This is a genomic window from Shouchella hunanensis (assembly GCF_028735875.1).
Classification (GTDB): Bacteria; Bacillota; Bacilli; order Bacillales; family Bacillaceae_D; genus Shouchella; species Shouchella hunanensis.
The window spans coordinates 1-15757 of the sequence record NZ_CP117834.1; the positions used below are offsets into that span (position 1 = coordinate 1).

The 15757-nt window shown below is 40.0% G+C and carries 14 protein-coding genes and 1 pseudogene; 5 read left to right on the forward strand and 10 right to left on the reverse strand.

The features are described from left to right. Positions 1–7: 7 nt before the first annotated feature. Positions 8–394 (forward strand): thioredoxin domain-containing protein, encoded by a 387-nt coding sequence (locus PQ477_RS00005; protein ID WP_035398756.1) that lies wholly within the window; start codon positions 8–10, stop codon positions 392–394. A 39-nt stretch (positions 395–433) separates the two neighbouring features. On the opposite strand, the gene opp4C is transcribed toward PQ477_RS00005, so the two are convergent. The 10 genes from opp4C to PQ477_RS00055 all read right to left on the reverse strand — a co-directional run bounded on the left by opp4C (position 434) and on the right by PQ477_RS00055 (position 12400). Then, on the reverse strand, positions 434–1345 hold the full coding sequence (opp4C, locus tag PQ477_RS00010; RefSeq protein WP_035398754.1) for an oligopeptide ABC transporter permease: 912 nt from the start codon (positions 1343–1345) through the stop codon (positions 434–436). A gap of 12 nt (positions 1346–1357) precedes the next feature. Continuing rightward, positions 1358–2323 (reverse strand): ABC transporter permease, encoded by a 966-nt coding sequence (locus PQ477_RS00015; protein ID WP_274272789.1) that lies wholly within the window; start codon positions 2321–2323, stop codon positions 1358–1360. Positions 2324–2397: 74 nt separating this feature from the next. Further along, complete coding sequence (locus PQ477_RS00020; protein ID WP_060703930.1) at positions 2398–4146, reverse strand: peptide-binding protein; 1749 nt, start codon at positions 4144–4146, stop codon at positions 2398–2400. An 81-nt stretch (positions 4147–4227) separates the two neighbouring features. After that, positions 4228–5211 carry an ABC transporter ATP-binding protein gene (locus tag PQ477_RS00025; RefSeq protein ID WP_035398753.1) on the reverse strand — a complete coding sequence of 328 codons (984 nt, stop codon included), beginning with the start codon at positions 5209–5211 and terminating at the stop codon, positions 4228–4230. Then, complete coding sequence (locus PQ477_RS00030; RefSeq protein WP_274272790.1) at positions 5208–6227, reverse strand: ABC transporter ATP-binding protein; 1020 nt, start codon at positions 6225–6227, stop codon at positions 5208–5210. Before PQ477_RS00030 ends, PQ477_RS00025 begins: the two co-directional genes overlap by 4 nt. Positions 6228–6382: 155 nt before the next feature. Continuing rightward, positions 6383–7789: a dihydrolipoyl dehydrogenase gene (gene lpdA, locus PQ477_RS00035; protein WP_035398752.1), complete on the reverse strand. Its 1407-nt coding sequence runs from the start codon at positions 7787–7789 to the stop codon at positions 6383–6385. 3 nt (positions 7790–7792) lie between these two features. After that, complete coding sequence (locus PQ477_RS00040) at positions 7793–9079, reverse strand: dihydrolipoamide acetyltransferase family protein (protein ID WP_144559231.1); 1287 nt, start codon at positions 9077–9079, stop codon at positions 7793–7795. A 97-nt stretch (positions 9080–9176) separates the two neighbouring features. Then, positions 9177–10154 (reverse strand): alpha-ketoacid dehydrogenase subunit beta, encoded by a 978-nt coding sequence (locus PQ477_RS00045; protein ID WP_035395840.1) that lies wholly within the window; start codon positions 10152–10154, stop codon positions 9177–9179. A 3-nt stretch (positions 10155–10157) separates the two neighbouring features. Beyond that, complete coding sequence (pdhA, locus tag PQ477_RS00050) at positions 10158–11243, reverse strand: pyruvate dehydrogenase (acetyl-transferring) E1 component subunit alpha (protein WP_035395838.1); 1086 nt, start codon at positions 11241–11243, stop codon at positions 10158–10160. Positions 11244–11749: 506 nt separating this feature from the next. Further along, positions 11750–12400, reverse strand: a complete 651-nt coding sequence (locus tag PQ477_RS00055; RefSeq protein ID WP_052008053.1) for a YkyA family protein — start codon at positions 12398–12400, stop codon at positions 11750–11752. Between the two features lie 292 nt (positions 12401–12692). Here PQ477_RS00055 and PQ477_RS20875 point away from each other — a divergent pair. The 4 genes and pseudogenes from PQ477_RS20875 to rnjA form a co-directional block, all read left to right on the forward strand. Continuing rightward, positions 12693–12764 (forward strand): annotated as a pseudogene (locus PQ477_RS20875) (YjcZ family sporulation protein); the annotation flags it as partial. Positions 12765–12925: 161 nt separating this feature from the next. Further along, positions 12926–13477, forward strand: a complete 552-nt coding sequence (gene def, locus PQ477_RS00065; RefSeq protein ID WP_035395834.1) for a peptide deformylase — start codon at positions 12926–12928, stop codon at positions 13475–13477. A gap of 284 nt (positions 13478–13761) precedes the next feature. Beyond that, the gene (locus PQ477_RS00070; RefSeq protein ID WP_035395832.1) at positions 13762–13971 is read left to right on the forward strand and encodes a DNA-dependent RNA polymerase subunit epsilon; all 210 of its coding nucleotides are present in this window, start codon (positions 13762–13764) and stop codon (positions 13969–13971) included. Further along, on the forward strand, positions 13972–15639 hold the full coding sequence (gene rnjA, locus PQ477_RS00075; RefSeq protein WP_144559232.1) for a ribonuclease J1: 1668 nt from the start codon (positions 13972–13974) through the stop codon (positions 15637–15639). The last annotated feature ends 118 nt before the right edge of the window (positions 15640–15757 follow it).

Genomic DNA, 15757 nt, shown 5'->3' on the forward strand with positions numbered 1-15757 from the left:
TGGGAGAATGAAGACACATCACCTCTTATTTGCTATCTCGTTTAGCGCCATCATCCTTTTAATTATTCTGACATCGACTTCTTTTTTAACGAGTGGAAAATCCCATTCGATTGCCCATGACGAAATAACCCTCATTTTATTCTCGGATACAAATCAGCTTTCTAATGAGCGTAATTATTATCGTGCTATTCAGTATTCACAAGAGAAAGAAGGCTTTTCTTTTCAAGAATTTATTTTTAAAGATTCTACGGATACGCGCTCCATTTCTTATTACAATATAGAAAACTTTCCAAGCTTACTCATCTATAAAGGGGAAAAGGAGCTATTACGGATATCTGGTAAACAAGATCTTGAACAGCTTGTTTTCGCTATTACCGATGCCGTAACAAAGTAAAAAGATAAGTCCCATCACTTATCTTTTTACCCCTTTAACTTATGCTTTTGAGTCAAACGCGTCCCGTAAGCCATCACCGATGAAATTAATAGCCAATACGGTGAACAAGATGCATAATCCCGGTGGTAGCCACGCTTCGGGATTATTACGCAACAATCGAACGCTCTGTGCTTCCGTTAACATATTCCCCCACGTTGGTGTTGGTTGTGGTATGCCAAACCCAATAAAACTTAAAGCAGATTCCGCTACAATCATTGTGGCCATAATAATGGTGGCACTCACAATAATTGGGCCAACAGCATTTGGAAGAAAATGTTTTCGAATAATTCGAGCATCCGAACACCCAATGCTTCTCGCACTTAACACGTATTCTTTTTCACGGATTGACATAAACGTCCCTCGAAGGATCCGACAAATTTGCGGCCAAGAGGTAATAGCGATGACCATTATAAAGATTGGAACCGTCGTTCGCTCAAGGATAGCCACAATCGTCATAAACAATAAAATGAACGGGAAGATTAAAACAATATCCGTCATGCGCATAATAAGAGAATCTACTTTTCCCCCATAATAACCGGCGATCGATCCTAGCGTTCCCCCAATAAGAACCGTAAACAACATCGCAAAAAATCCAACGGTAAGAGAGATTCTTGCTCCATAAACAAGTCTAGAAAAATTATCCCGACCTGACCCATCTGTCCCCAACCAATTCTCGCTGTCCGCTCTCGCTTCAATTTTTGTTAATTGTGAAGCAGTTGGGTCATGAGTGGCGATCACATCAGCAAAAATAGCGATGACAATCATGATACTTAAAAACACAATTCCTACGATTGCTAATTTATTTTTTCGGAAACGGCGGAAGGCAAGCCTCGTCGGACTTACACTTTTTTCCTCAGTTAAATTCGGCAGTGTAGGGGCAATATCAGGTGTTTCGTTTAATCTCGGTTCCATTCTTCACTCACCTCAATCAAGTCGAATACGCGGATCAATGACCGCATAAAAAATATCCGCCAATAAATTTCCTACTAAAACAGATAATCCAATGAGTAAATTCACTGCCATAATAACAGGATAATCTCGATTAGACATACCAGACAAGAACAGTGTCCCTATCCCAGGATAATTAAATACCGTTTCAACAATAAACGCACCACTTAACAGCATGCCAATTTCCATTCCGAGCAAAGTCACAATCGGGATCATCGCATTGCGTAACGTATGCTTGTACAAAACAGAATTTGCCCCAATTCCCTTTGCACGTGCCGTCCGAATAAAATCACTGCCCTTTATATCAAGCATTTCCGATCTCATGTAGCGCATAAAGATCGCCGTACTTGAAAGACCGAGTGTGACACCAGGTAAAACAAGATGTTGAATTCGACTAATAAAGGCTTCAAAACCTGTTAAACCCGGAGAGCCAATCGATCCTTGTGTTGGAAACCACCCAAGCCCAAACGAAAATACATAGATAGCTAATAACCCTGCGAAAAAGTTTGGCGTTGCTAACCCTACAAACGCAAATGAAGTCGCTGCGTAATCTAATACAGAGTATTTTTTTCTTGCTGAGTAAATTCCGATTGGAACTGAAACGATTAACGTTACAAATAAAGCAAATGCTCCTAAATAAAACGTATTCCCCAAACGCTGTGAAATTAATTCGCTAACAGAGCGTCCTGTAAAATGGGTTGACATACCTAAATCACCCGTTGCCGCTCTTCTGAGCCAATTCCAGTATTGAATATGTATCGGATCATTTAATCCTAATGCAGCTCGCCGTTCCTCAATAACTTCTCGTGGTGTATTTGGATCAATTGCTTCTCCACTCAAAGCATCTCCAGGCGCCAAATAGGCAAACAAGAAAACAATGACAGTAAGGAAAAAAACCATTGGGATAAATTGTATAATGCGCCTTAAAATATATTTGAGCACGTAGGCCACCTCTTTTTTAAACCAAAATGAAAGAAAGTTGAAGCAGCTTAGTAAAGCTGCTTCACTCCATAACGTTATTCTGAAAGATACCATTCATGAGTATCGTCTTTAAACGTGAACGGCTTAATGGTTAGGCCTTGGACACGGTTGTTAAAAACATGGATTTCACTTTCAGCGTAAAGTGGTACTGTATATGCGTTATCGATATAGAGCTGAGCCCACTCTCCATATTTTTCTCGTCTAAATTCTTGATTATCAAATGCTAATTCAGGATCAACCGCTTCTTCTAGTAGCTCTTCTTGTGCTTCATCATAGAAACGAGAATAGTTATAACCTGCCGTACCACCATTGATTGGCCACGGATCTGGGTCACCTGATGATAGAGACCAGCCTGCTAAAAATAAATCTAAATCATTATCATTTTGCTCAATGAGATCAAAATGCGCTGGCGCCTCACGTGGTGTATTTAAGTTTACTTGAATACCAACTGCTTCTAATTGTTCCTTGATGACAGGCGCTACCTGTTCCCGAACTGGGTTTCCAACTGGGTAATCCACATTAATGACAAGATCATTCCCATCTGGATCTTCTACAAAACCATCACCGTCTACATCTTCGTAGCCAGCATCAGCAAGTTTTTGTTCTGCTAATTCTGGGTCATATGCTAGCCCTTCAACAGCATCTGGGTTATACGCCCATGATGCTTCAGGGAACGGCGCATCTAGCACTTCACCATGTCCACGTAAAAATCCATCAACAAAGGACTGACGATCAATCGCATGCACAATCGCTTGTCTAAACTCAACATCTTGAAGCTTTTCATTTGGCTCCCAACTATCACGGTCCGTTAATTGATCATTTGGCCCATGGTTCACCTTAAATCCAAGATACTGGTAACCGAGTTGTGGTTGTTCTTCAATTGTTAATGAATCGTTTCCTTCGATTGTCGCAACATCGGCTGCCGGGAAGTCTCGTGGAACATAATCAAGTTCTCCTTGTTCAAGCATTCCAGCTGCTACAGATGCTGAAACAATATTCCATGTAATCGATTCAAGTTTAGGAGCACCTAAATAATAATCTTCATTCGCTGTTAATACATACTGCTCATTCTCTAAAGCCTCTGTTAATTGAAATGGACCTGTTCCAATAATTTCACCTGGGTTAATAGAGGCGCTATGAGAAGCCATATCCCCAACTTCCACATCTGCAAACACATGCTCTGGAAGAATCGCCATAGCTGTGTCCGCTAATGCTTTTACACTAGGCGTATCAAAAATAAACTTAACCGTGTATTCATCGACTTTTTCTACTCCAGCAAACGTATCCGCTTCACCGTTTACATACTCCTCATAGCCAGTAAGTGTATTGACATAGTTTTGTCTAATTCCACCAGCTCCGGCATAATCAGGATCAGCCATAGCGGTAAAGGTAAACACCACATCATCCGCAGTAAAATCTTCTCCATCATGCCATTTCACATCTTCACGCAAGTAGTAGGTTAATTCTGTATTGTCATCGTTAAATTCCCAGTCTTCTGCTAGCTCTGGAATAAATTCAAATTCTTCATTTTGCTGTACAAGGCTTTCATGGGTAATGTCTAATATATGAGCATCGTATAAGGACGTATAAAAAATCGGGTTAAATAAGTTGTCAGGTGGTGAAAACATGGCTAAATTTACATTTCCACCTTCAACTTCCCCTGTCTCTCCGCCTTCGCTACCCTCATCATCTGTACTTGTATCTGTATCTCCACCATTACAAGCGACGAGCGCAGTGGCAAAAACGGCTGTTGCTAAAAATGTGTAAAACGGCTTCTTTTTCATTCATCTTCCCCCTAATTTTTTCATTCACATTCTGGTAAGACGTTCATATGTAGAAGCCTCACCCCCTCTAAAAAGTTCAATTTATTCGCTTTTTTCTGTATATAAGTGACAAGCAACAAAGTGTTCTGGCTTGTACTCAACTAAATCAGGTCTTTCTTGTTTGCATCGATCATGTACGTGCGGACATCTCGTATGAAACGCACAGCCTACTGGCGGGTTTGCAGGACTTGGCAGTTCACCTGTCAACGTAATTTTTTCCTTCTTTTGCGTGACGTCAGTGGAAGGTACAGCTGAAATTAATGCCTCAGTGTACGGATGCAACTTCCCCTCATACAGATCTTTTTTCGTGGCCACTTCAACAATACGACCTAAATACATAACGGCCACTCTAGTACTAATATGCTTTACGACACTTAAATCATGGGCGATAAATATGTATGTAAGCTTAAATTCATCTTGTAAGTCTTTCATTAAATTTAATACTTGTGATTGAATGGATACATCTAAAGCAGAAACAGGTTCATCCCCTATAATGAGGCTAGGTTTTGTACTTAACGCTCTTGCAATTCCAATACGTTGCCTTTGTCCCCCTGAAAATTCATGTGGGTATTTATCGTATGACTGCTTTGGAAGTCCAACAGTTTCCAGTAATTCTTCTGCTCTTTTCTTTCGCTCCGCTTTCGTCGTTACTGTTTTATGAACCAAAAGAGGTTCTTCTATTAATTCACCTATGCTCATTCTTGGGTTTAGCGAAGCGTATGGATCTTGGAACACCATTTGCATATCTCGACGAAACGGTCTTAATTTTCGATTTGAGATACCAGAAATTTTCTCTCCTTTGTAAAAAACATCACCGTGAGTTTGGTTTTGAAGCTGTAAAAGGATTCTTCCTAATGTTGATTTTCCTGAACCTGACTCTCCAACAATACCGAGAGATTCACCTTCATATATTTTTAAAGAAATTCCATCTACTGCCTTTATATGTCCAACGGTACGTTTTATGACACCTTGTTTAATCGGAAAGTACATCTGTATGTCTTTAGCTTCTATTAGTACATCCTTCATGAATGAACCTCTCTCTCTTGAAGACGTTGCTCGTTAGGTGTTAAAGAGCCTTCTTTATACATAAGACATCGAACTTTACGCGCCCCCTCAGTCTTAACTAATTCCGGCAATACGTCGGCACAAACATCGGTTGCATAATCGCATCTTGATGCGAATCGACAGCCAGAAGGGAATTGGTGCGCTGGTGGTACCATTCCTCTTATCGCCTCTAGACGTTCCTTATCATCCTCTAAATTCGGCATACTTTTTAACAAACCTTGAGTATACGGGTGACTTGGGTTTGTAAACAATTCATAAGCAGGAGCCTCTTCCACAATTTGCCCCCCATACATCACAAGTACCCGGTCAGCTGTTTCCGCTACGACTCCTAGATCATGAGTAATTAATAAAATAGAAGATTGAAACTCATTTTTCACTTTAATCATTAGGTCTAAGATTTGCTGTTGAATGGTTACATCTAAAGCAGTTGTAGGCTCGTCTGCAATTAAAAGCTTCGGATTACAAGACATAGCCATGGCAATCATGACACGCTGTCTCATCCCTCCAGAAAGTTGATGTGGGAATTCAGTTAAGCTTTCTTCTGCTCTACTAAAACCAACAAGCTTTAATAGCTCGATTGCACGCTCTCTCGCCTGATTTTTCGATACATTCGTATGCTTCCCGATTGTCTCAATAATCTGATTTCCTACTGAAAACACAGGGTTTAAAGATGTCATTGGTTCTTGGAAAATCATCGCAATGTCTTTCCCGCGGAACTTGTCTAGTTTTTTGGCAGACAATGTATTTAAGTCAGTTCCGTTTAACGTAATAGTGCCAGTCACTTTTCCTGGTGTATCGACTAAACCCATAATAGACATGGACGTCATACTTTTTCCACTACCCGATTCTCCTACTAAGGCGACAACTTCATTCTGGTCAATGTGGAAACTAACGTCATCTACAGCTTTAACGAGACGATGCTTGTTTACTTGAAAATAGGTTTTAACATTCTTCAGCTCTAGTAACGGCTTTCCCATCTTTACCTCCGTTAATTTAATTTGCTAATTTTTTGATAATTATAGCACAAAATAAACATTTGCCAATCCTTTTTTGATAGGATTTCTTACATTATTTTATTTACGCGTAAAAAACCCCTTATATGATAAGAAATCACATAAGGGGCAACTTTTTATTACATTGTGTGAATCGGTGTTCCAAGCGCTACTTCCGCTGTTTCCATCGTAATCTCTCCAAGAGAAGGGTGAGCATGGATGGTAAGAGCAATATCTTCTGCAGTCATACCAGCTTCAATCGCAAGACCTACTTCAGCAATCATATCTGAAGCATTCGGGCCAGCAATTTGAGCACCAATTACTAAGCCATCTTCTTTACGCGTAACAAGCTTCATGAAGCCATCTGTGTCATTAAGAGACAGAGCACGTCCATTTGCTGCAAATGGGAATTTCGACGCTTTTGCATCGTAACCAGCTTCTTTTGCTTCCGCTTCTGTATAACCAACTGTTGCAAGCTCTGGCTCAGAGAAACATACCGCTGGAATAGCAAGGTAATCAATTTCAGACGCTTCGCCACTAATCGCTTCTGCAGCAATTTTCGCTTCATAAGATGCTTTATGTGCAAGCGCTGGACCAGGAACAATATCACCGATCGCATAAATGTTTTTCACATTTGTACGACATTGCTTATCAATCTTAACAAGTCCACGATCAGTCATTTCAACGCCAATACCTTCAAGGCCCAGTTCGTCTGTATTAGGTGTACGACCAACTGTAACAAGTACATAATCCGCTTCAATAACCGTTTCTTCACCTTTTACTTCTGCTGTTACTTTAACACCTTTATTTGTTTCTTCCACACCTTTAGCCATTGCTTCAGTGTGGAATGTAACATGATTAGCTTTTAATTTCTTTTCAACAAGTTTCGCCATTTGTTTCTCGAAACCAGGCAAAATTTGTTTCGATCCTTCAAGTACAGTGATTTCAGTACCAAGGTTAGCATATGCACCTGTTAGCTCAATACCGATATAACCGCCACCAATAACAACCATTTTCTTTGGTACTTCTTTTAGTGCAAGAGCACCTGTTGAATTGATCACACGATCTGTGTACTTAAATGATGGAATTTCAATTGGACGTGAACCTGTCGCGATAATACAGTTCTTGAACTTGTATGTGCTTGAGTTCTTTTCGTCCATAATTTTAACGGAATCTTCTCCAGAGAAATATGCTTCCCCACGAATAATTTCCACTTTATTTCCTTTTAAAAGTCCTTCAACGCCTCCTGTTAATTTCTTAACAACAGAACCTTTCCACTCTTGGACTTTGTCGAAGTTAACTGTTACATTTTCAGCAACAATTCCCATGTCTTCAGAAGATTTTGCTTGGTGTGCACGATGACCTGCTTGAATTAATGCTTTTGAAGGAATACATCCAACGTTTAAACAAGCGCCACCCATGCTATCTTTTTCTACAATAGTTACTTTCTGTCCAAGTTGCGCTGCGCGAATAGCTGCAACGTAGCCTCCTGGACCAGAACCAATTACGAGCGTATCTACTTCTTGTGCGAAATCTCCTACAACCATGTCTTACCCCTCCATCAATAGTAATTGTGGGTCATTAAGCAATCGCTTAATTTGATTTAAAGCGCTTTGTGCCGTTACACCATCAATTAAACGGTGATCGTAGCTAATTGATAGTGATAACATTGTACCCACAACAATTTCGCCATCTTTTACGACTGGCTTCTCTTCAATTCGACCAATCCCAAGAATCATTACTTCTGGGTGGTTAATTACTGGTGTGAACCATTGTCCACTTGCAGAACCAAGGTTTGAAATTGTTGCTGATCCACCTTGCATTTCCGCACTTGAAAGCTTTCCATCACGGGCTTTTACTGCTAGCTCATTAATTTCATCTGCCAATTGGAAGATTGATTTACGGTCTGCGTCTTTAACAACTGGAACGACTAAACCTTGCTCTGTGTCTGCTGCAATTCCGATGTTAAAGTACTTTTTGTAAACAATTTCGCCTGCTTCATCATCGATGGATGCATTTAATGCAGGATACTTACGAATCGCTGACGTTAATGCTTTTACAACGTAAGGAAGATACGTTAATTTCGTACCTTGATCAGCTGCAACTTGCTTGTACTGCTTACGGTGAGCAACAAGTGCTGTTACATCAATTTCATCAAGATGCGTTACGTGAGGCGCTGTCTGCTTCGACTTCACCATTGCTTTTGCAATTGCTTTACGGATTCCTTTAAGCGGTACACGCTCTTCTCGTTGTTCGCTAGAAGCTGCTGGTGCAGATGTTGTTGTTTTCGCTTCTTTTTCTTCACTTTGATCCGCTGATGAAGTTGTCTCTTCACTTTGATCACCAGATAAGAATGCGTCAATGTCTTCTTTCACAACACGTCCATTTTTTCCTGAACCTTTAACGCTTGAAATGGTAACACCTTTCTCACGTGCGTACTTACGAACCGATGGCATTGCAATAACACGAGCACCGTCGCTTGATTCTGTATCAGCTGATTCAGAAGCTTTTTCTTCTGTTTTCTCAGCAGACGCAGTTTCTGATTTTTCTTCTTTAGCAGACTCATCGCTTCCGTTTTCTTCCTCGCCATCATCTTCAGAACCGTCATCAATAACTAAAATAACGTCTCCAACATAGCTTGTTGTACCTTCGTCTACTTTTACCTCAAGTACTTTACCATCAACTGGCGATGGCAGTTCCACTACAGATTTGTCGTTTTGCACTTCAAGAAGAATATCATCCTCTTTAACTTCGTCGCCTTCTTTGACAAACCATTTTACAATTTCGCCTTCATGGATTCCTTCGCCCACTTCTGGCAGTTTATATTTATAAGCCACGGCTAAGCGCCTCCTTCATTATAACTCGAATTTAATCTCTATAAAAGAAAGAACGACCTAGTTTTCGACTAGCTTCGTTTCTTTCTTGAAATTTTTCTTAGAAGTTTATTACTTCTTTTGCTTTTTCTACGATAATGGCTGGGTTTGGTAACCAAGCATCTTCAACCGCTGCGAATGGATAAACCGTATCAGGTGATGTTACACGAAGAACAGGTGCTTCTAAAGAAAGGATCGCACGCTCTGTAATTTCAGCAACAATTTGAGAAGCGATTCCCGCTTGTTTTTGTGCTTCTTGTACAACAATTGCACGATTCGTTTTTTCAACAGACGCAATGACGGTTTCCACATCAAACGGGCTAACTGTCATTAAGTCAATTACTTCTGCTTCAACGCCTTCTTCAGCAAGTTCCTCTGCTGCTTTCATTGAAGCTTGTACCATTGCTCCATAAGCGATGATGGTAATATCTTTTCCTTCACGCTTAATATCTGCTTTTCCAAGCTCAATCGTGTATTCTTCTTCCGGTACATCTTGACGGAACGAACGATACAATTTCATGTGCTCAAGGAATACAACAGGATCGTTATCACGAATCGCTGAGATTAATAACCCTTTTGCATCGTATGGATTAGAAGGAATAACCACTTTAAGACCTGGAGTTTGCGCCATTAATCCTTCTAAAGAATCAGCGTGCATTTCAGGTGTTTTTACGCCTCCACCAAATGGTGAACGTACAGTAACTGGCATTGTTTGCTTGTTACCTGAACGGTAGCGCCAACGAGACATTTGACCAGCAATAGAATCAAATACTTCGAATACGAATCCAAAGAATTGAATTTCCATAACCGGACGGTGTCCAGTAAGTGCAAGACCAATTGCTAGTCCACCAATACCAGACTCTGCTAATGGTGTATCAAACACACGATCTTCACCAAATTCTTTTTGTAAACCTTCTGTTACACGGAAAACGCCGCCGTTTTGACCGACATCTTCACCAAAAACGAGTACATCTTCATTTTTGTTAAGCTCATTACGCATGGCATCCGTAATCGCTTGTGCCATTGTCCAATTACCCATGGGTTACTTCGACTCCTTTGCCGTATACTCTTCCAATTGTTCACGAATGTTTACTGGAGGGTTTTCAAACATAAAGCCTAGCAAGTCTGTAACGTTTTGCTTAGGTGTTTTATCTGCATCTTTAATTGCTTGCTTGATGTCCTCTTTCGCTTGTTCAACAACTTCGTTTTCTTTCTCTTCGCTCCAAAGCTTTTTGCCTTCAAGGAATTTACGGAAACGAATAAGTGGATCTTTTTTCGCCCATTCATCATCCTCTTCAGATGTACGGTAGCGAGTTGGATCATCACCAGCCATTGTATGTGCACCATAACGGTACGTAAGTGTTTCAATAAGTGTAGGACCTTCGCCAGCTAGAGCACGTTTACGCGCATCAAGGGTTGCTTTATAAACAGCCAATACGTCCATTCCGTCAACTTGAATGCCTTCAATTCCAGCTGCCACAGCCTTTTGAGCAATCGTTTTCGCCGCTGATTGCTTTTCAACTGGTACAGAGATAGCAAAACGGTTGTTTTGAACGATGAATACTGCAGGTGCATTGTACGCACCAGCAAAGTTAATTCCTTCATAGAAATCACCTTGAGAAGCTCCACCATCACCTGTATACGTAATCGCAATGTTTTCTTTCTTTTTACGCTTAAGTCCAAGAGCTACACCAGCTGTTTGGATAATTTGTGCGCCAATGATAATTTGAGGAACAACAATGTTTAATCCATCAGGGAATTGGCTTCCACCAAAATGTCCACGAGACCATAGAAACGCTTGGTGTAAAGGTAAACCATGGAATACAATTTGTGGAATGTCACGATAACCTGGTAAGATCCAATCTTCTTGCTCTAAAGCAAAGTGTGAACCAAGTTGAGATGCCTCTTGTCCAGCTGTCGGCGCATAGAAACCTAAGCGTCCTTGTCTGTTAAGGGAAATCGCACGCTGATCCCAAATACGCGTATAAACCATACGTCGCATAATTTCTTGTAGTTGTTCGTCGCTTAAATCAGGCATTTCTGATTCATTTACGACTTCTCCTTCTTCGTTAAGAATCTGGAAGGTCTCAAATTGTTCTTCAACTTGATCAATTGTCTTTGTACTCAATTTGTTCACCAATCCTTTCAATAGTTAAAAGCGGTATGTGAAGTCTTGCTTGTATACGTTTTTCATTCGAAAAATGCACTGTTAGCATGCCCAATCCTAATGAATACATAACCGCAATAAGTCGTTGTTAAACCAGACAACTATTTTAGCACTAAGCACGCGGTCATCTGTTACAATGAATTGTAATTACTAGTAGTACAACTTCTTACTGATTGTAAGTCTACATGAAGAGCACAATGATCGTCAATCCTTTTGCTTACATATTACTAACGTTATTTACTAACAATCTTTGGAAACGCTTCATGTTTAATGTGTTATAGTATACATTAAATCTGGACTAATACAGTTTGAACTTTACTCATTTCCCCTCCCTTTAGAACTTCACCGTATGAAAACGCCATCATTTTAAATTAGTTAGAAACGCCTATGCCGTACTAAAAACACCCTCCCTCATTTCCACTTTTGACAGTGTGCATGAGAGGGGGTGCACAAACACTTACCTACACTTATTCAAACCGTACTTCTAAATCAGATGCTTCATAAAAAGCTCGCTTTGCATCATTATAAGCTGTTGTATATTCATTAAACTGCTCTGTTGCTTCACGACGCTCTTCGTATTTTTGATTCGTTTCTTCAATATGAGCTGTTAATGTTTCTGCGTCTAACTCTTCGTCTTTTAACATTTCATATAATTGTTCATCCAAGTCTAACGATTCTTCGTAAATAGTATGTAGGTCTTGATAACTGGCATAACGATTATCCATCGCTTCTTGTACGTCGTTCGCTAAGTCAACTAAGTTTTCATCTTCAAGCTCCGAAAAATCAGCTACAGCATTTTCAAACACATTGTATCCTTCTTCAATGCTCTCTTGTTCATTAGAAAGTAATTCTCGTCTCTCTCCTACAGATGCAATGGCTTCATCTGCTAAGCGAACAATTTCATCGTAAGCATCCATGTCCAAATCAACAATTTGAGAATAGAGCTCAGCTTCATGTTCTTCCGCATCCATCATCGGTTGCTGTTGCTCATCAAATCCTTCATTTTCTATTTCAGCGGCCTCTTCTAATGAACTATGAATCGACTCGGTTGCTGTTTGTCCACAAGCTACTAAAAACAAGCTTGAAAACGCCACGGTGGCTATAAACCTTTTCGACAAAAACCTCTCCTCCTTCGAGCTTTCTCAACTCTTTTTTCTCTTCTCTCACAATATCTAACAATCGATCATTTGGCAAGCTTTTACTATTATAAAAAAAGATATAGGCATTTATCCAAACATTTTTTTCTTTCTTGCATAGGATGTGGATATAAATCGCCTAGTGCGGTGGTTATTAAAGGAGGAATTTCAAATGAGTTATGGAGAAAAGTACGGATATAACTATGGGTATGACCAATGCTGTGAGCCTTATGGCTATGGGTATGGATACGGACAACATTGTGGTGGAGGCGGTGGAAAAGGATTTGCGTTAATCGTTGTTCTTTTCATCCTTTTAATTATTGTTGGTGCTTCTTGGTTCTCAGGTGGCGTAGAAGAAGGTCCTGACTGTGATTACCAAGGTCCTGGCCACGGTCCAAAAAAATAAACGAAAAAGCGACGCGAGATGTTCGTGTCGCTTTTTTCTGCTTGCACATCGGATTATTTATCCTTAAACTATTGAAAGATAAGTAAAGGAGTGAAATCCATATGATCACAATGAAAGACGTGGTTCGTGAGGGACATCCTGTGTTAAGGAAAGTGGCAGAGCCTGTAGAAACCCCATTAAGTCATGAAGATAAAGAGACATTACTTTCCATGCTTGAGTTTTTAAAAAATAGTCAAGACCCGGAAACCGCCGAAACGTACGATTTACGACCTGGTGTTGGCCTTGCGGCTCCACAAATCGGTATTTCAAAACGATTATTTGCTGTCCATGCGACAGACGAAAACGACAAGCTCTATAGCCTTGGAATCGCCAACCCTAAAGTAGTTAGCCATTCTGTTGAACAAAATCAATTAGATAGTGGTGAAGGGTGCCTTTCTGTTGACCGTGAAGTAGAAGGGGTTGTTCCAAGACATGCTCGATTAACCGTAAAAGGAATCGATCACAATAATGAAGAGGTCACATTACGATTACGTGGCTATATTGCTATCGTGTTTCAACATGAGCTTGATCACTTAGATGGGGTCATGTTCTATGATCGAATTGAAGGGCTTGAAGATAAATTTAAGCAGCCGCTTCCTGGCTTTGCTCTTTAATTTCCAGTAACCCCCTCGTGTTTATTTTGTTTGTTGATACACACTATGAACAAAACAATGAGAGAGGGGGTTTTTCTTTTGTTAAAGAAGTGGCGTGAAAAACTCTTGAAACGGTGCAAAGATCTTTTGCCAAAGTCTTTATTTCTTGATGTGTAATTCAACTTAATTGTGGAAAGACTTGAAGCCATCCGGTATTATTTATACGGGTTGGCTTTTTGGCATTTCTAAAAAGCGTGATTTCCGATATAATAGATAAACAATGGTATTAAAGGAGAGGTTCATTCATGATCTTTAAAGTGTTTTTCCAAGAAAATCATACACAGGCGCCTGTAAGAGAGCGCACAAATTCCTTATATATTGAGGCTGAAAGCGTTAGTGATGTTCGTGCTAAGTTAATCGAACACCCTTACAATATCGAATATATTACACCGCTCACGGGTTCGTTTCTAGAATATGAACAGCAACGTGACGGTTATAAGGTTGTGAATGCATAAATGAAACAAGTAAAGAACAATCAAACCGCAGTTTTCGCTCTTGGAGGTATGGGTGAGATTGGAAAAAATACATACGGTGTTCAGTTCCAAGATGAAATCATCCTTATTGATGCAGGAATTATGTTTCCAGAAGATGATTTACTTGGCATCGATTATGTAATTCCAGACTACACGTACCTGGTAAAAAACAAAGATAAGATTAAAGGCTTATTTATTACTCACGGTCACGAAGATCATATTGGTGGTATCCCTTATTTATTAAGGGAGTTAAATATTGACGTGTATGGTGGGAAGCTTGCACTTGGATTGTTAAAAGGAAAGCTTGAAGAGCATGGTTTACTTCGCAATGCAAAGCTTCATCCGATAACGGAAGATCAAGTTGTGAAATTCACAAAAACCGCTGTCTCGTTCTTCCGGACAACCCATAGTATTCCTGAATCCTATGGAATAGTGGTGAAAACTCCTCCTGGGAATGTTGTTCATACTGGTGACTTTAAGTTTGACTTTACACCTGTAGGAGAACCAGCCAACTTAACAAAGATGGCTAAAATTGGCGAAGAAGGCGTCCTATGCCTATTGTCTGATAGCACGAACAGTGAAATTCCAGACTTCACCATGTCTGAACGAAAAGTTGGTGACAGCATCAACAATATTTTCCGTAAAGTCGACGGTCGAGTCATTTTTGCCACTTTTGCTTCCAATATTCATCGCTTACAGCAAGTTATTGAAGCAGCAGTTGCCAATAACCGTAAAGTCTGCGTGTTTGGTCGTTCCATGGATTCGGCTATAGCGATTGGACAAGAGCTAGGACATATCGTTGCGCCAAAAGGAACATTTATTGAGCACTCTCAATTAAATAAGCTTCCTGATAATCAAGTCACCATTTTATGTACGGGTAGCCAAGGAGAACCAATGGCTGCTTTATCTCGTATAGCATTCGGTACTCATCGTCAAATTCAGATTATCCCTGGTGACACGGTTGTCTTTTCAAGCTCTCCGATCCCTGGAAATACACTTTCTGTCGGTAAAATTATTAATCAACTTTATCGCGCTGGTGCAAATGTTATTCATGGACCACTTAATGATATTCATACGTCTGGTCACGGCGGACAAGAAGAACAAAAGTTAATGCTTCGCTTAATGAAGCCACAATATTTCTTACCTATTCACGGTGAATACCGGATGTTAAAAACCCATAATAAGCTGGCGCAAGCATGTGGTGTTTCAGCTGATAATTGCTTTATTATGGACAATGGCGATGTTTTAGCGCTTCACCCAAATGAAGCTGGCGTTGTTGGTAAAATCCCTTCTGGTTCTGTTTATGTTGATGGGAATGGTATCGGCGATATTGGAAATATTGTTTTACGTGACCGCCGTATTTTATCAGAAGAAGGTCTCGTTATTGTAGTCGTTAGTTTGGATATGAAGGAATATAAAGTGACTGCGGGTCCTGACTTAATATCTAGAGGCTTCGTTTATATGCGAGAGTCTGGGGACTTGATTCATGAAGCGCAAAAATTACTTACTGCTCACTTGCATCAAGTAATGGAACGAAAAACAAACCAGTGGTCAGAAATCAAAAATGAAATTTCAGACTTACTAGGACCATTTCTATACGAAAGAACAAAAAGAAAGCCAATGATCCTACCGATTATTATGGAAGTGTAATGACAAGCTGTCCTATTAAAGTTGTTTCTTTAGCTTTAATGGGATAAGCTTTTTTTAAATCCAGTAACATTGCTATTTTCCAATCACTTTTTGAGAAATTTGTCCAAATATGATACGC

Bases quoted from the DNA above. Each gene is read 5' to 3' on its own strand.
- def (WP_035395834.1), top strand. From the start codon at position 12,926: ATGATCACAATGAAAGACGTGGTTCGTGAGGGACATCCTGTGTTAAGG.
- PQ477_RS00005 (WP_035398756.1), top strand. From the start codon at position 8: ATGAAGACACATCACCTCTTATTTGCTATCTCGTTTAGCGCCATCATC.
- PQ477_RS00025 (WP_035398753.1), bottom strand. From the start codon at position 5,211: ATGAAGGATGTACTAATAGAAGCTAAAGACATACAGATGTACTTTCCG.
- PQ477_RS00070 (WP_035395832.1), top strand. From the start codon at position 13,762: ATGATCTTTAAAGTGTTTTTCCAAGAAAATCATACACAGGCGCCTGTA.
- PQ477_RS00030 (WP_274272790.1), bottom strand. From the start codon at position 6,227: ATGGGAAAGCCGTTACTAGAGCTGAAGAATGTTAAAACCTATTTTCAA.
- PQ477_RS00045 (WP_035395840.1), bottom strand. From the start codon at position 10,154: ATGGGTAATTGGACAATGGCACAAGCGATTACGGATGCCATGCGTAAT.
- lpdA (WP_035398752.1), bottom strand. From the start codon at position 7,789: ATGGTTGTAGGAGATTTCGCACAAGAAGTAGATACGCTCGTAATTGGT.
- PQ477_RS00020 (WP_060703930.1), bottom strand. From the start codon at position 4,146: ATGAAAAAGAAGCCGTTTTACACATTTTTAGCAACAGCCGTTTTTGCC.
- rnjA (WP_144559232.1), top strand. From the start codon at position 13,972: ATGAAACAAGTAAAGAACAATCAAACCGCAGTTTTCGCTCTTGGAGGT.
- opp4C (WP_035398754.1), bottom strand. From the start codon at position 1,345: ATGGAACCGAGATTAAACGAAACACCTGATATTGCCCCTACACTGCCG.